Raw genomic sequence first — 18,155 nt, 5'->3', positions numbered from 1 at the left:
AGTATAGTTCTCCGAATCGCAGGGTCTTGTTATTGGCAGGGCCCCCATAACAATTTGCAGGGCGCTCCGTTCATCTTATGAAAATCGACTACGTCTATCTGCATCAGTACCGAAACTTCGCTGAAGCGTACATCAATCTAGCCAAGAACAGCTTGGTGATTGGAAGCAACGATGTTGGTAAAACCAATATGATCCATGCGTTGCGACTCTTGCTCGACAAGAGTTTGTCAGAGGCTGATATCGAGCCGACTGCACGTGATTTCCATTGTGGGCAAAATGGCATGCAGGCCGATTATTTTATGATTCGAGTTGCGTTCTCAGAAGTAACTCAGGACGCCGTTCTTTCTCAGCTCAAGGGTTTTGTCAGTGCTACGGGCCACTTCTTTCTTGAATTTCGGGCCACCAGGGCGAACCATAGCTATGAAATCGCTGCAGGCTATGACCTCTCAGCAATGGAGGTTATTCCTAGTCGTCACTACCTGAAGCACCTCCATCTGAAGTACATCCACTCTCAGCGGGACCTTGTGCGGTACATCCGTTCGGAGAAGCGGCATCTTTTGCGTCTTGCGCAGGAATCACGCGACGATGCCCAAGTGGATGCCGATGCCATACAGCTACAGACACTTGCTAGGCTGCTGGAATCAGTAAACTCTGGCGTGAAGAACCTGCACTACGTAGCAGAGGCGACCAGAGACCTAAACGATGAATTGCAGGCTCTCTCCCACCATCACATGGGATACAACGTTTCACTGGATACCGGAGCAATAGGTATCGAGCAATTCATCGAGCAGTTGGAACTGGGGGCCAGCACCAATGGTTCTCGTGTAATGCTCGGGGGTGACGGCCGCAATAATCAAATCCTGCTGGCTTTGTGGAAAGCAAAGAGTGTGCTTGAGCATGACCAAGACAGCGAGGTGGTGATCTATTGCGTCGAAGAGCCCGAAGCACATCTGCACCCTCATCAGCAGCGCAAACTTGCAAGCTATCTCATCAGCGCGTTACCTGGTCAAACCATAGTTACCACGCATTCTCCGCAGATTGCTGCAAGCTACCACCCCAACTCGATTGTTCGCCTATTGCGTAGCAACGGAGCGTCCCGAGCGGCAAGTCAAGGCTGCTCTGATTGCATCAATAGCGCATGGACAGGGCTTGGCTACAGAATAAGCATTCTTCCAGCGGAGGCGTTTTTCTCCTCAGCAGTCATGTTAGTTGAGGGACCTTCAGAAATGCTGTTCTATGCAGCACTAGCACGTGCTCATGGTTACGATCTTGATCACAGCAATGTATCATTGTTGTCTGTTGATGGTGTGGCGTTTGAGGTTTATAAGCGCGTGTTAAACGCTTTGGAGATCCCATGGGCTGCGCGAACCGATAATGACATCTCCGATATTCTGATCGGCCCTCGAGGGGCGCAAGAGGTGCGTCGCAACCTCGCGGGCATGAACCGTGCTCTATCACTAGCTGGTATGCCTCCTCAGCCACACCGTTCTCAAACATATGATCATGCTGCATCGTTGGCTGACGGCACTTGGCAAACAGTCAGTACCTCCGTCGCCCCCCACGGCATCTTCCTTTCGCAAATTGATCTGGAAAATGACATTGCTGCCGAACTCCCGACACTGTTGAACGGGTTCAAAGGTCATGAATTAATTCAAGCGATCGCTTACATGCAAGGCAAAAAAGCCATACGCATGCAGGAGTTCGTTGAGCACTGCGGACCCCAGCTCAGAGTTCAAATTAATGGGCATCTGTTAAAGCCGTTGCTCCATTGCATCCAAGCTGCAGCGCAGGTTTAATTATGGCTACCTTCACGCCAAGTGCAGAACAAAACCAAGCTATTCAATACGAGAGCGACATGGTTATCACCGCCCGTCCCGGCAGTGGGAAAACCAGCGTTCTGTCATGCAAGGTTCGGAACATGGTGTCTGAGCTACGTCCCTACCAAGGCATCATCGCCATTTCCTTCACAAACAAAGCGAGTGACGAGCTGGGTCGCCGCTGCAGAGCCGACGCTTTCGACGTGAAGAGTTCTTTCTTCGGCACTATCGACGATTTTTGTCTTCGAGAGATCATCTTTCCATTCGCGCGGCAGTTGATGTCTGCGGCCGCTGAGGTCAAGACTGTCAAGATCAGGGAACTGCCCGACTCGGTGACACGTATGCTACCGGTGACGCCGCTTAAGGACGGTAGCGTTACCAACACAATTAAGTTCCTGCCGTTCATACAGCAGGCACTAGCCTTAGGTTTCGTCCCCTTAGAAGCAGTAGGTATGCTTGCCCACTACGTGGTCGGACGGTCACTTGCCTGCCAGAAATACCTCGTGGCACGTTATCGAGCAGTCTATATTGACGAATATCAGGACAGTGGATACTTTCAGCATCAGTTATTTCAAAAGTTGAAGGAACTTGGTTTGACAGCTGTTGCAGTCGGCGACAATGACCAATCTATTTATGCATTTGCTCAAAAATCCCCCAAACATCTACTAGCACTTACAGCGCAAGGCAGCGGCTTTGAGCATTTTTCTATCACTACTAATTTCCGCTGTCATCCGTCCATCAATGATTTTGCACTTCGTCTGCTCAACCCAAACCATCCAATCACGCCGACGGACAATATGCGGGTGTTAATCAAGACGATCAATGGTGACCAACGTGCTATGGGTCTCTGGTTAGAAACCGCCATACCTCATCTAGTGGATCACTATCAAATTGCCTCGGCGGAAAGAGTGGCCATTCTCTGTCGGCATCAGCATTCGGCGAAGTTGATTGCTAATCATCTGAGACTTTCTCACCGACTTGTCGAGGATAATCCTTTCGAGGCAGCACCAACGACCGAAGCAACACTTTTTTCTGATTTGCTGAAACTGCGTTACGACCCAAGGATGACTGCCGAGTCTCTGATTGATCGAGCTGGTAAACTAAATCGAACTACACAGGAGCTGCGCGCGCTTCGTCGAGCGATTTTAAGTTGCCGATCTTGCTTAGATGGCGATCTCATTGTGAGAGTGTTAGCTGCGGCCGCAAGCTTACTAAGACAACAACCTTCACCAGTCGCTGTGACTGAGCTTGAGAGTGTTTGCGGTGATACCGCCAAGCTTCGCTGGTTCCAAAGACCCAGCGACAATGCCGTTCAGATTATGACCCTGCACAAGGCCAAAGGGCTGGAATTTGACCTTGTTTTCCATGCTGATCTGTACGATCACGTTATTCCTACACGCCTCTATCCTCCAGGAACATTTGGTCAGGTTATCTTTGAGAATGAAACTCAATGTTTAAATCTGCATTACGTTGGGGTCACGCGTGCGATTAAAGCTTGCGTGTTGATGACATCGAACTATCGCATCAATGGGCAAGGAAATGTTAAGAACGGTGATCCCTCACAGTTCATTGGTAGGAACGGCGCGATTGCTACACCCATCATTTGGTAACGCCCGTGATTGGGTAAACCGCGTCCCTACGTAACTAACCAGCCGATCGATTTCAGATTTTGCATTGCATTATGCACTTAAGTTTTTGGTCCGGGTTTCACACAACCTATGCTCATAGCGGTCCTTTGGCCCCTGCATACTGGCGGTTTAGTGTTAATAGCGGACATTGTTATCAACAGCGTAGAGGTACCTCTGTAACCAAAGTCTCATAAAAATGTGATGCCTTGACTTACCAAAAACTGATATCAGATGCAGTTGTAGCTTTTCATCACTTTTTCGCGTATGAAGCTATGATGGAGCTAACGTATTCGTAGCTTTAAAAATTTGGTTGAGTCTAGTTGTGCTAATGCTAGGAGCACAAAGCACCTGTCTATGCACGCGTAATATGATGGAGGTTGCATTGATCGTTCCTCTTCAAAAAAAAACTGAGGCTGGAAAGCTGTACACACGCATACCTGTGAACGAAACCAGGCTAGCGGCACTTAGCACTCTTTCAGGCGGAGATCTGGTAGATTTGTGTAAGCAAAGTAGGACACATCCGCAATACGTACCCAGTGAATGCCTTCTTTATTTCGTTCGACGCAGCGCATCAACTAACCCATATCTTTTTGAACAGCTCTTCAGAGTTCTTTCAGAACGAATCCTTAGGAAACTTCCGTGGCCCGAAAGCCTAGGCGGAAATGCCGTATCAATGACGAATAGCGACATCCGAGAGGGTGTGTATGACCGATTCATTGAGATGCTTATGATCGACAAAGCAGGCTACGAGGAACGATTGGACATGTTCGAAGTGCGTTTTGATCTGGCTTTATCGAGATTAAAAAAAGACGCTCAAAGGAAATCTTATCGGGCTGAGAATAGAAATACCGATTTGGGATTTGATGATGATTCGGCCGACCTTAATTCAGAAGTTGAGACTGCCTCTGAGGGGTATGATCCTTTTGAGGCAACAGATATCGACAATTATCGTTACCGTTGTAGGCTTGATGCGGCGATTGAGGCTCTACCTGAACTACAGCGGAGAATCATTGAAATGACCCGATTAGATATTCCAATAGACTCAATAGACCCAAATGAGGTGACTATTTCCAAGGCACTCAATAAGGTTGAAAAGACCATTCGTAATCAAAAAAAGAAGGCACTCGCAAGTCTTCGTATACTGCTTCAAGGGGACCTATGATGACAGGACTTTCACCTCAGGCATCCCTGGAAGAGGTACTAGAGTCATTCTCTATAGAGCATGATGTAGGTACAGCTACCTTGCAAAAATATCTTACTGCATATCCAGCGTTTACCAATGAAATCATCGATCTATCTCGCGAGATGGCAAGCACATTAGCGGAGGATGAGGCACCGCTATCTGAATATGATCGCCGCTTGATCAGTTCGGCCGTCACACGCATCCAAAATGCTCCAGGAAAAATGATGATAGATCCATTCGCTGATCTCTCAGCTCAAAAAATGCGTGATATCTCCAAAGCACTAAACTTACCTCGACAGGTAGTCATGGCATTTAGGGAACGAACCGTAGCTGCCGGATCTATTCCTCAGCGATTTTTGAGCAGATTCGCTGAACTGCTGCAAAGCAGTGTAAAGCAGCTCACGACCTCACTTGAACAGCCGCCCATGGCGGTTGCAGGAAGTTATAAGTCCGACGGAAAACCGTGCAATGTGGAGAAGATTACTTTCGAACAACTCCTTCGAGATGCTGATCTGTCTGAAGAAGATATCGCTACCTTAATGGAAGAGGACAAGTAACGTGCAAGCCGTGGAATTGGCCCGCGAGGCTGCTGCTGTTCTACATGATCAAGCTGTAGCTTCCGGACATGACCCATGGCAACCATACGAGTTTGCTGTTGCAGAGGCAGATAGAAGAGGTTTTGACGTAGAGAGTACAAAGAAAGGCTCACCTAGCCTAAGAGGCGCGCGAGCACGTTTTTTCCCAACGGAGAAGTTCATTCTCCACGAAAAATGCACAACCCTTTTTGAACAAGCGTTCCTAGTTGCCCATGAAATCGGTCACGCTGAACTTGGCGACGGCATTGAAGAGGATGACCAAGGCTATACTATAGACCCAACAAGAACCTCAGAAGCTTCTCCGATGGGAGCTGAGCGGGTTATAGACTATAGTCGCAGGCAGCGTCGAGAGGTCCAAATGGATCTATTTGCGCGTGAGTTTCTGCTTCCCCGGCATGTAGTAAAAACGCTTTATCTGGATGGAATGAGTGCGTTAAGTATTGCAGAGAAGCTTGGTGCGCCATTCGATGTTGTTGCGCAGCAGATCTTTGATGCATTGTTACTACCCCCACCTTTACCTGAAGATATAGAGTCCGCGATTGAATACCCATTGAACGCTGAGCAGGAGAAAGCCGCCGCCCATCGAGGCCCGGCCTTTCTGCTTGAGGCTGGGCCTGGTACGGGCAAGACTCAGACTTTAGTGGGACGGGTTAAAGGATTGCTTGCCGATGGCGTAGACCCACGAAAAATCCTTTTGCTGACTTTCTCTAACAAAGCTGCGGGAGAAATGGCTGAAAGGATAGCTCGCGTTGACACGGAAGCTGCGGCTGCAATATGGATTGGCACTTTCCACTCATTCGGCCTCGATCTGATTCGTCGATTTCACGACGAGCTGAATCTGCCGCTCGATCCTCGGCTGCTGGACCGGACGGAAGCAGTAGAACTGCTGGAACATGAGTTTCCCATATTAGATCTGGTTCACTATCGCAATCTTTACGATCCAACCCGGATGATTGCTGACATCCTCACCGGCATCTCGCGTGCTAAGGACGAGGTAGTCGATGCAAATACCTACCTCGCGTTGGCACAGGCCATGCGCGATAGAGCTGTTGGGATTGAAGATATAGCAACAGCAGAAAAATCCATTGAGGTCGCCAGGGTATACGCCACTTACGAAACCCTTAAAAGGCAGGCTCGATGCATTGACTTTGGGGACCTAGTTTCATTGCCAGTGAAGCTTCTTGAAGAAAATGAAGCCATTCTATCTCACATCCAATCCACTTATGAGCACGTTCTAGTCGATGAATATCAGGACGTGAACCACAGTAGCGTACGACTGCTAAAAGCCCTTTGTGGCGGTGGCGAAAACTTGTGGGTGGTTGGAGACGCTAAGCAGTCAATCTATCGCTTCAGAGGCGCTTCGTCGTTCAACATGATTCATTTTGGGAATGAGGATTTCCCTGGCGGGTTGCGATATCGTTTAAAAATGAACTACCGGTCCGTACCCGAAATAGTGTCGGCATTTTCAAATTTTGCGCTGAATATGACTGTAGGGGATGCTGACAGCGGTTTATGCGCGGAACGAACAAGTAATGCCCAGAAACCTGAGCTGCGTTGCGTGGATCAAGGACGTCTTCAAACTCCCTCTATTGCGGACGCGATAAAGGAGATGCAGGGCTCTGGTTATAAATACAGTGATCAAGCAATCCTGTGCACAGGCAATGAGAAGCTCTCAGAAATCGGGCAACAACTCGAGATTTTAGGCATCCCTGTACTTTACTTGGGAAGTGTATTTGAACGTCCCGAGATTAAGGATTGGCTGACGCTGCTCTCCCTCTTAGTAGATCGTCGTGCAATGGGCTTGGTGCGAATAGCTTGCCTACCTGAGTTTACGATGTCACTGGATGATGTTGGCAGTGTCCTTACACATCTGCGTGAAGATGAAACCGGAAGTGATTGGAAAACCAAAATCGATGACTTTCAGATCTCAGACAATGGGCGCACAGCCTTAAATCGGCTTGTCAAAACACTTAGCGGTTTTAGCGCAAATGACTCCCCCTGGAACGTGTTGGCAACTGTACTTTTAGACAGGACGCGAATCGCGGCCCGTATGGCAACATCAACACACTGCAGTGTCCGCTCTCAATGTATAGCAACTTGGCAGTTGCTCAATTTTTTACGAGCACAACCCTCCAGCGGGGAAGGGGTATTTATCACTCGCACATTAGATCGCATCCGCCGTTTGGTTCGGCTAGGGGATGATCGCGATCTTCGGCAGCTTCCGGCGGCAGCACAAAGCATTGATGCAGTGCGCCTCATGACCATTCATGGAGCAAAGGGACTCGAATTCCCTGTGATTCACTTACCCGGCATGAACGCAGACACTTTACCAGGTAATCCGCAGAAGCAGGTTTGCCCACCCCCCAATGGCATGATTGCAGAGGGTAGGTCCAACGCCAAGGAGCAATTTAATCTGGAGTATAAGGCGGAGAGAGAATGCTTATTCTACGTTGCCTTGTCCAGAGCTGAAGATCGGCTATTTCTCTATGCTACTACGCGGAATGCTGCTGGCAGCACCCGAAAGTTATCCGACTTTTTAAACCGTATAGGGTCCAGCTTGGTTCAAAATAACGTGGAGCCTCTACATGCGGTAATCGAAAAGCCCGAGTCATTACCTGTGGACTGGGTTGTCAGCGGAGATCTAGTTCTAAGTGGTGCTCAGATTTCCCTGTATGAGTCCTGCCCTCGCCGTTTCTTCTATACGCACATTCTCCAAATTGGAGGACGACGTACTCCAACGCCATTCCTAAAGATGCACGATGCTGTTCGCAATGTATTCCAAGAGTTGGTCAACACCGCGCCCGTAAAAATAACGGACATAGAAGACAGGGTCACGCAGGCATTTACTGTCGAAGGCCTAACTGAACACGGTTACGCTCCTGAATTTAAGTCACTAGCTATTGACATGGTTAGCTATTTCGCTTCGATTAGGGAAAGCCACAACTCTGAAGCAACCTGTGCCTTCACAATGAAGCTTGGGGAAACCTCTATCACCATACAACCTGACGATGTATTGGTTCATCCAGATGGACGTAAAACATTTCGCCGGGTGAAAACAGGACATAAAAGAGATAAAGAAGAATCTGACTTAGGCGCGGCTGCCTTTGTACTCGCAACACGGCAGGTTTTTCCAGATGCAATAGTGGAGTTAGTACACCTTTCTGACCAAACAGTGACCCCAATCGATCTGACCGCTAAGCAGTTGGATAATAGATATAAAAAAATTCTTACTGCCCTTGACTCAATAGTTAAAGGAGTCTTTCCAGCAGAGTCATCATCTCGAGTATGCCCCTCCTGCCCGGCATTTTTCGTCTGCGGATTGACTCCTGCAGGCGTACTTCAAAAAAAATCTAAAAAAAATTTACCGGTCTGATTGACCTGCATCGATTGAGTAGTAGAGCCAGACATCGTCTGGCCAAACTCAAAAGGTGATGCAAAATGAATACTGAAAATATAAACGATATTGACGATGTAGGAGAAGCAATTCGCGAAGGCCGTGATCTGCGTTCGGCACGCGCTTACCGCATCCTGTTCGCCCAGGAAAACCTGGCTTTTCGCGCAATCGAAGTCAATGATCCTGTGCCACTGGGTCGTCAAATCCTGATTGCTGCTGGTCTACGTGCAAATGATGATTATAGCCTGTTTGCCATTCTGGAAACGGGGGATTTTGAAGACTTGCGCCTTGATGAAACCTTCGATTTACGCGGTCGTGGCGCAGAGCGCTTTGTAGCCTTCCAGACCGATCGCGATTTCAAACTGACTATCAATGAGAGTCAAGTATCATGGGGCAAGCCCGCAATTTCAGGCTCCGCGTTACCCGGAGCCAAAGATCTTTTATGCTGAACTGCTCTGGAATAAATTTGTTGAAGATGATGAAAAACTCATCATCCCGTTATCTGGCGAGTGGGCGGAAGACGAATCCGGAAAGCGTAAATCCTCCCGAAGTTACCAGATCCACATAAAATGGGCTGGGTGGTCAAAAGCCAAGCGGACTGTGGTACGTAAAGAGTTGGAAGCTGCTCGGACAGAGGCACAGGAAGCTAAAGCAAAAAGATTAAAAGATAAGGCTTGGGTCTTCTTTATCGGTGAGCAAAGCGCTGATAGCCCAAAGATCTTCAACGTCACCGATTGCCGGTTAATCTGCGCGATTATGGGACATATAACTTATCCCTGACGTAATAAGGCCTTCTCACGCAGAGAAGGCCACTGGCGAGTTATAAATCGATTTGGCTGCAACCGAAGTTACGATCCCCTTCCCCAAAAACTTTGCTTTCAACTTTGGTGAGGTAATCCAGTCGGGTTAACAGCGCCTGGTAGTTCTGCTGGAAGTCAGCACTATTTGTATCCAACACATAGCGACAGTTTTCAGGGAAATGGACCAGACCTGGGTGATCGTCCAATTCCAGCCTTAGTGCGCTATACCAGGCTCCGGTGATCATCCCTCTCAGGTTATTGGCCTGATCGCAATCTCCCAAGTGGTAATAGGCGTCTTTGTTGAACAACAGGCAAGTGTGATAGTGGCATTTACCTGATTTCGAGTATTCTTTCGCCCATATCAAAAACATAGGGCTGGGGTACACTCGTTTACCTTCACGCTCTTTACGGATACGATCAGCTACCAGTTTAGCTCTGAGGGAATCCCGTGTCCGCGATATCTCTCCGGGTTCAAAGTTAGGGAAGCAGCAGATATTGTCTCCGTTATCGACAATAGGAGTGTGATGAAAATCAGTTCTTACAGCAGTAACTCTCTGGTATCGGTTGGTCAATGCATTCAGCAGACAGTTAATCTTGATCCAATACTCGAGAACGTGTTCACCATGCGTACCTTGATATGTTTTCATAATATATACCTGTAGTTGGTCCTACGGTCTGCTATAGACCGTATAAAGAGCCATACAGGCAGGGCTATACCTTACCGATGATTAAGGTATATACTGGCGTCAGATCTTAGTACCCCCATACTGTTGTGATCTGATAATTACTTGTTAAGTAATTCTACCCTTAGAGGGTTATTAGTTAGAACTAAGAGTAGATAGCCATTATAATACCTATCCAACATCTAAAATTGAGATGAGGGCAGCCCCAGCCTGCGATGGCCGTTTAAAAACTACTCTGCATTTAGGTGGGGTTAGTTAGTCTATTACGCCACCATTCCAATTCCTTTTCACCGTTGAAATACTGATGCGCAAATATCTTGCGGTCTGTGACTGTGTGAGACCTCGCTTCTTTACTATTTGTATGTAATTATAATGTTTACTCCCTTGTGGACGACCTGATTTTTGATGTGTTTCATTTGTGTTAAAATTCATATTTTCCATAAAAACCCATAGATGATTGAATGTTACGCCCCTTATTTTTCATTATGCAAAGTGGTCTTTTTTGCTTAATATTGGTGGCATTAATAGAGTTTGTATACTGGGCAAGATTATGCAGTTACCCCAAAATGCATAAAGTTGGTGTCATTAATTACATGTCTATCTCGTCTTTAAATGGCTCAACAATAATAATTTTTTCTCCGTTTTTTGTTAATGCTGAAGCATCGTCCTCATGTACGATAGGTATTATTAGTGCTTTGTTGTTTATGTAATAAACTGGAATCCAGCAAATGCATTGTATCTTTACATTGTCGTTTTTTCGACTAACAGCCTCATCTATTCCTAATGTGATTAGTTCTAATATTGGAACGATAATCATTTTACTGAAGTCAAAAAAAACACCATCGTATGAAGTCTCTTTAATCATTATTAAGTTTGAATGACCAGCTGATAGCTTGTATGCATAGCTGATCCTTCTGTCTATGTAAATGAATATCCCTTTCTTTGCGTTATATTTTTCTATAATTTTCCCCTGACTTTCTCTTATCGATTTTTTCTCATTGTTTCCTATCCTTCTGTTAGATGAATTATGTTTATAACGATTATGGTCAAGGCTATCGATAGTATACCTAATGTGAGTATTCCAAATAGCCAAGTAATACTCCTCTTGAGATCTGACAGGTACACTACGTATTGGGGGTTTCGTAGGTAATAAATACGCTTGGGAAATTATTTTTTCAATTTCATTAGCATCATTATGATGCGAAATTATTTTTTCCAAAAGTGGAGCAGTGGCATCCATTACAAATGAAATACCGGAAGATAGAGAAATACCTTTAATTCTGCAGAATTTTTTAAAAATTCCAACAGTTGTATTGTTAGAATTGCTGAATGTTATACGTTGTGACATCACTGTTTCCCTTATTACTGCTAGTAATTAAAAATTAAGCTTCAGTTGAGGACTGACAGCGCTGATTGATCCACGCGTCAATTTCTGACTCAAGCCAACCTACAGATTGCCGTCCAAGCTTCCGTTGCTTGGGGAAAGAAGAATCGTATCTTGGTGATTTTGGATTAAGCCAGTCGTATATGGTGGATCTGGCTATGCCAGTTTTAGTGACAATCGAGCTCAAACGTAAAATTTTTACATTGGATGTGATCATAGTGCCTTCCTCTTTATCGTTTGGTTTTGAACGAGATTGAGGATAACTTTTATGAACGTGTGGAAAAAGATAGCTGCCACATAAAAATTTTTTTACAGAAGTTAAACTTAACTGGTTGATTTATATATGGATGATTTGAGTTGGTGTTTTGGTTTGATGTGTGAGCAATACGCAAGAATACGCGATGAGTTACATCAAGAAATCAAACCAGATAAATGGCCTGCTGGTCGTAAAATGAGAAAAGAACTTTCTCTACTAAATGATGATAATCAAGAAGTTAAAGGATATTTAGATCAGGCTTTGAGTAAATATTCTATGTGCAATGATGCAATTATTGTGAGTAGGCCTCAGCTGGATATTGAGCTTTCACGCTTGCGTGCTAATGGATGGATCAAGGGGCTGAATGAAAATTTCAGATTAAATCTCTTGCTGGCAGGTATCGAGTACCAGTGGGCTAAAGCAGCCTGGAATTATGACAAACGGCTGTCGGTTCAAGCTTTAAATGTCGCTCTTATGCTGCTGCACGAGTGTTCTGGCGCATGTATGTGCTGTGAACTAATAGATGGGGAGAGAGAAATCCATGCTGTGAAAGTTAAGGCAGCTGCGAAAGGTGGGGTTACTAAGGCAGAGGTCTATAATCCAATAATCAAAGAGGCAATACGATTGTTGCAAAGCACTTCTCAAACAGGAGAAAAATGGAAGCACTGGACTGATGCCGCAAAAGCAATCGAGCAACCACTTTGGTCATTTATTGCGGAACAAAAAGTAGATAATCAGACCATTGATTTAAAAGAAGAAAATTTGGTGGATAAGATACAATTATGGGGGAAGAAAGATATTGAGCTTGGTACTACTTTAAACGAAAAAGTCCTTAAGCCGAAAAAACTTTTAAGTTAGCGCCCATTTAGGCGCCAACTGATTGAAAGTCATACAACTAATCGTAGATTTTGAGTACCAGTTATTACTAAACCATCTTTATCAGCGGCTTTTACAAAATCAGCCCACCATTGCATCATGGGACGCCGCTGCTCCAGATAGTCGCTGCGGTTATACGCACGACGAACCTCATTCTTATCGACATGGGCAAGTGCAGCTTCAATCACGTCAGGCGAAAAGCCTTCTTCGTTGAGTGCAGTACTAGCAATAGATCGCAAGCCGTGAGACACGAGTATGCCACCTAACCCGGCGCGTTTTAGCGCCGCATTCACAGTTTGACTGTTCATTGATTGAGTCGGTTTGATGCGACTGGGAAAAACAAACTCTCGATTTACACTTAGTGGTTTCATCATTTCTAAAATAGCCATTGCTTGGTCTGACAATGGAATAGTGTGGTCGCGGTTCATTTTCATGCGTGATGCGGGGATTTTCCATTCTCGTGCTTCCAGATATATCTCGTCCCAGCGGGCTTCAGCCGCTTCGGCAGGGCGGGTGATAGTAAGAAGTTGCCACATGAACAGGCACCGTGTTGGTAGGATAATGTTGGCAGTACGCATAGTCTGCATGAGTTGCGGTAGCTGATCTGGACGGATGCTTGGCATGTTCTTTTTCTGAGGCTTCTCGAATGCCTTGCCAATATTGACGCTGGGGACTGCATCAATCAGACCTGTGTTTTGAGCATAAACCATGACCTCATTGATGCGTTGGCATAGGCGACGAACAGTTTCCAATGCTCCGCGAGCCTGAACAGGTTGAATTGCTTGGACCAGAGTATGTGCTTTAATATCTGTGACGCTCATATCGCCAATCGCCGGTAAAACATCCCTTTCTAGCGATCGCCAGATATCTTCTGCATAGTCCTCAGTCACACTGGTCTTCTTCACACTCCACCAACGTTCAGCTACAAGTTTGAAAGTATTAGTTTGGGCTTCAAGAGTGCTGCGGAGTTGTTCTTGCTGATGCTCCTGAGGATCGATCTGTTTTGTCAGGAGAGCACGAGCTTCTGCCCGGTAGCTTCGAGCATCGGCAAGGGTGACTGACGGATAAGGGCCAATGCTCTTTTTCGCACGCTTCTTAGTGACAGGGCGAATGTAGCGAAACTGCCAGATCTTACTGCCACTTGATTTGATGAGTAGCTCAAGGCCATCGCCATCATAGAGAACGTAGTCCGCTTCCTTGGGTTTGGCGGATTCGATTTCCTTGACGGATAAAGGTTTGGTTTGTCTTGCCATTGCAGGGTTTCCATAGTTTTAGGCACCTCAAAAACAATAATGCTTTACGAGGTGCCTAACAAGGTGCCTAAAAGGTTCGGATTTAATTAGTTGGCTTCAGACTTCGAGGGACAAATTGAAGGTACAAAAAAGCCCGCAGGGCTTGCGCCATGCGGGCTTCTAGGACTTCGTTGGATGGCTCTGGTAACCATCAACCAAGAATTTGGTGGAGCTGGGGGGATTTGAACCCCCGTCCGAAATTACTACGCCGTCGGCACTACATGCTTAGTCCAGTCATTACATTCGCCGGTTAGCTGCGGACGGACACGCCACTAACAAACTATCCTGATTGGGTTTAACGCTTTCACCCCAGGCAAGGTGTCCACGCGATCTCTTTTAGGTTTGACCTCTCTTGATCCCCGTCCTAAGAGCGGAGGCTAGGGAGAGAGGGAATCTTCAGTTTCTTAGGCTGATTAAGCTGCTAAAGCAGCAGATTCGTATTGCGAGTCGTTTGCAATTATTTTTTTTGCGGTTTTTTACGAGGCCTCCGCACCTCGGCATGCACCTTGGGTTTCGCAAATCCCGTCGAATCCAGAATCAGCCCCAAAGAACTTATTTAGTATACCAGAACTATCGCCTGTTAAGCCAGTGACTTAACGATTGGCGTGTTTCATTATTCTAGCTTTATCAACCTGCCACTCACGATCTTTGATGTCATCACGCTTATCGTGATCTTTTTTACCTTTTGCGACACCGATTTTAACTTTAACCCACGCATTTTTCCAATATACGGAAAGAGCAACTACGGTAAAGCCGTCACGGTTAACCTTGCCGATCAGCGAGTCCAGTTCACGTTTATTCAGCAGTAATTTGCGTGTACGCATTGGCTCACAGACTACATGAGTTGAAGCGACGTTAAGCGGTGTAATGGTTGCCCCGAATAGGAAAGCTTCGCCGTTCCTAAAAGTGACGTAGCTATCACTGATATTGGCTTTACCAGCACGCAGGGATTTTACTTCCCAACCTTGCAAAGACAGGCCCGCTTCGAACTCTTGCTCAATGAAGTATTCGTGGCGGGCGCGCTTATTTTGCGCAATGGTTGCGGAACCGGGTTTGTATGCTTTTTTCTTTGTCATAATGTTGATCATTATACTGTATGTGGAGGCGAATGAAATCCTTTCCCGCAGGATGCTGATGCATTTTGTCTCATTTGTTGCACTGAATGCCTAGCAGATTTTTTGTCTGACGGCAGATAAATGGTATTATCGGTGCGTATTATGTCTCACAGGAAATGTTATGCCACAAATTAGCCGCTCTGCGTTGGTTCCGTTCAGCGTAGAACAGATGTATCAACTGGTTAATGATGTTCGTTCTTACCCAGAATTTTTACCAGGTTGTACTGGAAGCCGAGTACTGGATGCTACTGAAAATGAAATGACGGCAGCCGTTGATGTTGCCAAGGCCGGAATAAGTAAAACCTTTACTACACGCAATACATTAACTGATAACCAGAGCATTAATATGCAACTGGTGGATGGGCCGTTTCGCAAGTTAATGGGCGGATGGCATTTTACCCCACTGAGTGCAGATGCTTGTAAAGTTGAGCTGCACCTTGATTTTGAGTTTACTAATAAGCTGATTGAGTTGGCTTTTGGTAAAATATTCAAAGAGTTGATTGGGAGTATGGTGCAGGCGTTCACTCAGCGAGCTAAAGAGGTTTACTGTGTCTGATATTTGCGTTGAGGTGGTTTATGCCCTGCCTGAACGCCAATATCTGCGCTCTGTTTCTCTTGATGAAGGCAGTACTGTCGAGGAAGCTATCAAAGCATCGGGTCTGCTTGAATTACGATCAGATATCGATCTGACAAAAAATAAAGTGGGTGTCTATAGCCGCCCGGTAAAACTTGGCGATAAGGTTAATGACGGTGATCGGGTAGAGATATATCGCCCATTAATCGCTGACCCGAAAGAGCTACGTCGTCAGCGCGCGGAGCACGCAAAAAAATAAGGCACAACCGCGCCTTATTTTTTATTGTAGCCCTAGAGTGCCATTGAGGAAAACGTGCGCTATCGTGTGGTTGCATAAGCATTAATCGCTCCAGCAAATCCTAATCAATATTCGCCCCGCCCCCTCAATCTACTTGGCAATCTTCAGATAATTAATTTCCTGCTAACGTTGGGTCATTTTTGATATCAGTCAGCACGCCACTGCTATCGAAGGTCAACGTCAGTGTTTGTTGCGTGATTTTCTCATGACCAGGTTGCTGACGGAATACATAGAACCAGGTTTTAGTACCAAACGGATCCTGCAACATTGGGGTGCCTAAGGTATATGCCACTTGTTGTTGGGTCATACCTTTATGAATTTTGGACGCATCATTAGGTGATAAATAGTTACCCTGATTAATATCAGGCCGGTAGACCACCTTCTCCAGCGTTGAACAACCCGCAGTAAGCATTGCAAGCATTACAGCGGCGGCAGTCAGCATTTTACAGCGCATAGTAATCACATTCCTTTAGGGCGTAGGATGACGATGATAATAGACCTTGCAGCAGTTGGAAACCTTTACAGGGCACCTGTATGACCTCTGGAAAGGAAAAAAGTTAATCTTTTCTATGCTGCGAGCAATTCTTTTGCGTTTGCTAAGGTGTTTTTCGTCACTTCACTACCACCCAGAAGGCGCGCCAACTCTTGTAAGCGGGCTTTTTTATCTAACCGATGCATATGTGTTTCGGTTTCAGTGCCATCGGTTTGCTTGCTGACAAAGAAATGTTGATGACCACAACCTGCAACTTGTGGAAGGTGAGTGACGCACATGACTTGGGTCGATTCGCCAAGCTGGCGCAATAGGCGACCTACGATGGCTGCTGTAGGCCCACTGATACCCACATCGACTTCATCAAAGATAAGCGCAGGAGTGTCCATTTTACGTGCTGTTATGACCTGAATAGCCAAGGCGATACGGGATAGCTCGCCACCAGAGGCGACTTTAGCTAGCGGTTGCAGTGGTTGGCCTGGGTTGGTCGTGACACAGAACTCAATTCGTGTCGCCCCTTCAGCACTGAGGTGCTCAGGTTCAAATTGGGTATCAATAGTGAGTCTGCCATGTGGCATCGATAGCTCGTGCATGCTCTCGGTAATCAGTGCAGCCAACTCATCAGCATAGTGCTGGCGTTCCTCGTGCAAACGCTGAGCTATAGTTAGTGCATGCTGATAGTGAGTATTAACTTCATGGCTTAGTTGCTCGTGATCGTTTTCTTGTTGTGAAAGTTGTTCTTGTTCGTCCAGTAGCTGTTGATGGAATTGCGGCAGTTCTTCTGGAGCAACATGGTGTTTGCGGGCCAGATTTAATTGACGAGATAACCGTTGTTCCAGTTCATACAGACGGTTGGGGTCCATATCCAATTGTTCTGCATAGTGGCGTAATTCATCACTGGCCTCACTGATTTGGATTGAGGCTTCTTCCAGCATATTGAGCAAATTATTAAATTGCTCATCCATACTTGCCAATTCGGTTAGCTGATGTTTGGCGGAGTAGAGTTGGCTGAGGATGTTGTTTTGTTCATCATCTGACAATAACTGCAAGGTCTGTTGGCTGAGGGAGAGTAACTGACCACTATTTGCCAACCGCTTATATTCAATATCAATTTGCTCATATTCTCCCGCTTGCGGAGCAAATGAATTTAGCTCTTTCAACTGATATTGCAGCAGCTCATGACGCGCGTTACGCTCCAGTGATTGCTGTTGGTGAAGTGCCAACGCACGGCAGCTTTGGTGCCAGATTTGATAGGCGGCCTTCATTTCGGCCAGCAGGGTTGATTGGTCTGCATAAGCATCTAACAATTGTTTTTGGTGGTCTGGCCTTAACAACAATTGGTGGGCATGCTGACCGTGAATCTGGATCAGGTGTTGCCCCAGCTCCCGTAATTGAGATAACGGTACTGCCGTACCATTAATAAAGCCCCTTGAACGGCCATCTGTTCCAATTGCTCGCCGCAGTAGGCATTCATTGCTGTCATCAAGATGGTTATTTTCCAACCACTGACGGGCCGATGGCGTGTCTGCCAATGAGAAGCGAGCGCAAATATCAGCACGTGTTGCCCCCAAACGAACCATACTGCCGTCTGAACGGCTGCCAAGACATAATCCCAAGGCATCTATGGCGATGGATTTACCCGCCCCAGTTTCGCCAGTAATTGCGGTCATTCCGGGTTGAAAATCAATTTCTAACTCACGCACAATTGCAAAATTACTGATGGTTAATTGGGCCAGCATGGTAAATCCCCTGTACATAAACACACGACT

General features: G+C 46.3%; 17 protein-coding genes and 1 other RNA gene. 10 read left to right on the top strand and 8 right to left on the bottom strand.

Annotation, left to right across the window (positions count from 1 at the left end):
• Positions 1-77 precede the first annotated feature (77 nt).
• From HRD69_RS20320 to HRD69_RS20700, 7 genes are all read left to right on the top strand, one after another.
• Entirely contained in the window at positions 78-1,796 is a 1,719-nt protein-coding gene (locus HRD69_RS20320; protein WP_004874589.1) for an ATP-dependent nuclease, read from the top strand.
• Positions 1,797-1,798: 2 nt separating this feature from the next.
• Entirely contained in the window at positions 1,799-3,427 is a 1,629-nt protein-coding gene (locus tag HRD69_RS20315; protein ID WP_004874590.1) for a UvrD-helicase domain-containing protein, read from the top strand.
• 745 nt (positions 3,428-4,172) lie between these two features.
• The gene (locus HRD69_RS20705) at positions 4,173-4,607 is read left to right on the top strand and encodes an RNA polymerase sigma factor (RefSeq protein ID WP_244262987.1); all 435 of its coding nucleotides are present in this window, start codon (positions 4,173-4,175) and stop codon (positions 4,605-4,607) included.
• Positions 4,604-5,185 (top strand): hypothetical protein, encoded by a 582-nt coding sequence (locus tag HRD69_RS20305; protein WP_032813891.1) that lies wholly within the window; start codon positions 4,604-4,606, stop codon positions 5,183-5,185. Before HRD69_RS20705 ends, HRD69_RS20305 begins: the two co-directional genes overlap by 4 nt.
• A 1-nt stretch (position 5,186) precedes the next feature.
• On the top strand, positions 5,187-8,597 hold the full coding sequence (locus HRD69_RS20300; protein ID WP_004874593.1) for a UvrD-helicase domain-containing protein: 3,411 nt from the start codon (positions 5,187-5,189) through the stop codon (positions 8,595-8,597).
• A gap of 65 nt (positions 8,598-8,662) precedes the next feature.
• The gene (locus HRD69_RS20295) at positions 8,663-9,067 is read left to right on the top strand and encodes a multiubiquitin domain-containing protein (RefSeq protein ID WP_004874594.1); all 405 of its coding nucleotides are present in this window, start codon (positions 8,663-8,665) and stop codon (positions 9,065-9,067) included.
• A complete protein-coding gene (locus HRD69_RS20700; protein WP_244262988.1) occupies positions 8,991-9,398 on the top strand; it encodes a hypothetical protein in 408 nt (135 codons plus the stop codon). Before HRD69_RS20295 ends, HRD69_RS20700 begins: the two co-directional genes overlap by 77 nt.
• Before the next feature lie 40 nt (positions 9,399-9,438).
• Here the strand turns inward: HRD69_RS20700 and HRD69_RS20285 are convergent, their stop codons facing one another.
• The 3 genes from HRD69_RS20285 to HRD69_RS20275 form a co-directional block, all read right to left on the bottom strand.
• Positions 9,439-10,065 carry an inovirus Gp2 family protein gene (locus tag HRD69_RS20285; RefSeq protein WP_032813893.1) on the bottom strand — a complete coding sequence of 209 codons (627 nt, stop codon included), beginning with the start codon at positions 10,063-10,065 and terminating at the stop codon, positions 9,439-9,441.
• A gap of 625 nt (positions 10,066-10,690) precedes the next feature.
• Complete coding sequence (locus tag HRD69_RS20280) at positions 10,691-11,449, bottom strand: hypothetical protein (RefSeq protein ID WP_004874597.1); 759 nt, start codon at positions 11,447-11,449, stop codon at positions 10,691-10,693.
• A gap of 34 nt (positions 11,450-11,483) precedes the next feature.
• On the bottom strand, positions 11,484-11,702 hold the full coding sequence (locus HRD69_RS20275) for a helix-turn-helix transcriptional regulator (protein WP_071984826.1): 219 nt from the start codon (positions 11,700-11,702) through the stop codon (positions 11,484-11,486).
• Between the two features lie 126 nt (positions 11,703-11,828).
• On the opposite strand from HRD69_RS20275, the gene HRD69_RS20270 reads away from it, so the two are divergent.
• Positions 11,829-12,599, top strand: a complete 771-nt coding sequence (locus HRD69_RS20270; RefSeq protein WP_004874599.1) for a hypothetical protein — start codon at positions 11,829-11,831, stop codon at positions 12,597-12,599.
• Between the two features lie 29 nt (positions 12,600-12,628).
• Here HRD69_RS20270 and HRD69_RS20265 read toward each other — a convergent pair whose 3' ends face one another.
• From HRD69_RS20265 to smpB, 3 genes are all read right to left on the bottom strand, one after another.
• Positions 12,629-13,870, bottom strand: coding sequence for an integrase (locus HRD69_RS20265; protein WP_004874600.1), 1,242 nt, complete (start codon positions 13,868-13,870; stop codon positions 12,629-12,631).
• A 203-nt stretch (positions 13,871-14,073) separates the two neighbouring features.
• Positions 14,074-14,454, bottom strand: a transfer-messenger RNA (tmRNA) gene (gene ssrA, locus HRD69_RS20260).
• Between the two features lie 48 nt (positions 14,455-14,502).
• Complete coding sequence (smpB, locus tag HRD69_RS20255; RefSeq protein WP_032813945.1) at positions 14,503-14,985, bottom strand: SsrA-binding protein SmpB; 483 nt, start codon at positions 14,983-14,985, stop codon at positions 14,503-14,505.
• 160 nt (positions 14,986-15,145) lie between these two features.
• Between smpB and HRD69_RS20250 the strand changes: the two genes are divergently transcribed.
• Together HRD69_RS20250 and HRD69_RS20245 are read left to right on the top strand one after the other, a co-directional pair.
• Positions 15,146-15,580: a type II toxin-antitoxin system RatA family toxin gene (locus HRD69_RS20250; protein WP_004874602.1), complete on the top strand. Its 435-nt coding sequence runs from the start codon at positions 15,146-15,148 to the stop codon at positions 15,578-15,580.
• A complete protein-coding gene (locus HRD69_RS20245) occupies positions 15,573-15,857 on the top strand; it encodes an RnfH family protein (protein ID WP_032813895.1) in 285 nt (94 codons plus the stop codon). Before HRD69_RS20250 ends, HRD69_RS20245 begins: the two co-directional genes overlap by 8 nt.
• A 151-nt stretch (positions 15,858-16,008) precedes the next feature.
• Here the strand turns inward: HRD69_RS20245 and bamE are convergent, their stop codons facing one another.
• On the bottom strand, positions 16,009-16,350 hold the full coding sequence (bamE, locus tag HRD69_RS20240; protein ID WP_005274202.1) for an outer membrane protein assembly factor BamE: 342 nt from the start codon (positions 16,348-16,350) through the stop codon (positions 16,009-16,011).
• Positions 16,351-16,463: 113 nt separating this feature from the next.
• The gene (recN, locus tag HRD69_RS20235) at positions 16,464-18,125 is read right to left on the bottom strand and encodes a DNA repair protein RecN (protein ID WP_004874605.1); all 1,662 of its coding nucleotides are present in this window, start codon (positions 18,123-18,125) and stop codon (positions 16,464-16,466) included.
• Between the last annotated feature and the right edge of the window lie 30 nt (positions 18,126-18,155).

The organism is Yersinia mollaretii ATCC 43969, from assembly GCF_013282725.1.
GTDB classification, from domain to species: Bacteria; Pseudomonadota; Gammaproteobacteria; order Enterobacterales; family Enterobacteriaceae; genus Yersinia; species Yersinia mollaretii.
The sequence above is the reverse complement of the archived record's forward strand: the minus strand, read 5'-3'. Positions and strand labels throughout refer to the sequence as shown.

Bases quoted from the DNA above. Each gene is read 5' to 3' on its own strand.
- recN (WP_004874605.1), bottom strand. From the start codon at position 18,125: ATGCTGGCCCAATTAACCATCAGTAATTTTGCAATTGTGCGTGAGTTA.
- HRD69_RS20700 (WP_244262988.1), top strand. From the start codon at position 8,991: ATGAGAGTCAAGTATCATGGGGCAAGCCCGCAATTTCAGGCTCCGCGT.
- HRD69_RS20275 (WP_071984826.1), bottom strand. From the start codon at position 11,702: ATGATCACATCCAATGTAAAAATTTTACGTTTGAGCTCGATTGTCACT.
- HRD69_RS20315 (WP_004874590.1), top strand. From the start codon at position 1,799: ATGGCTACCTTCACGCCAAGTGCAGAACAAAACCAAGCTATTCAATAC.
- HRD69_RS20280 (WP_004874597.1), bottom strand. From the start codon at position 11,449: ATGTCACAACGTATAACATTCAGCAATTCTAACAATACAACTGTTGGA.
- HRD69_RS20250 (WP_004874602.1), top strand. From the start codon at position 15,146: ATGCCACAAATTAGCCGCTCTGCGTTGGTTCCGTTCAGCGTAGAACAG.
- HRD69_RS20285 (WP_032813893.1), bottom strand. From the start codon at position 10,065: ATGAAAACATATCAAGGTACGCATGGTGAACACGTTCTCGAGTATTGG.
- bamE (WP_005274202.1), bottom strand. From the start codon at position 16,350: ATGCGCTGTAAAATGCTGACTGCCGCCGCTGTAATGCTTGCAATGCTT.
- smpB (WP_032813945.1), bottom strand. From the start codon at position 14,985: ATGACAAAGAAAAAAGCATACAAACCCGGTTCCGCAACCATTGCGCAA.
- HRD69_RS20705 (WP_244262987.1), top strand. From the start codon at position 4,173: ATGATCGACAAAGCAGGCTACGAGGAACGATTGGACATGTTCGAAGTG.
- HRD69_RS20265 (WP_004874600.1), bottom strand. From the start codon at position 13,870: ATGGCAAGACAAACCAAACCTTTATCCGTCAAGGAAATCGAATCCGCC.
- HRD69_RS20270 (WP_004874599.1), top strand. From the start codon at position 11,829: ATGGATGATTTGAGTTGGTGTTTTGGTTTGATGTGTGAGCAATACGCA.
- HRD69_RS20305 (WP_032813891.1), top strand. From the start codon at position 4,604: ATGATGACAGGACTTTCACCTCAGGCATCCCTGGAAGAGGTACTAGAG.
- HRD69_RS20295 (WP_004874594.1), top strand. From the start codon at position 8,663: ATGAATACTGAAAATATAAACGATATTGACGATGTAGGAGAAGCAATT.
- HRD69_RS20320 (WP_004874589.1), top strand. From the start codon at position 78: ATGAAAATCGACTACGTCTATCTGCATCAGTACCGAAACTTCGCTGAA.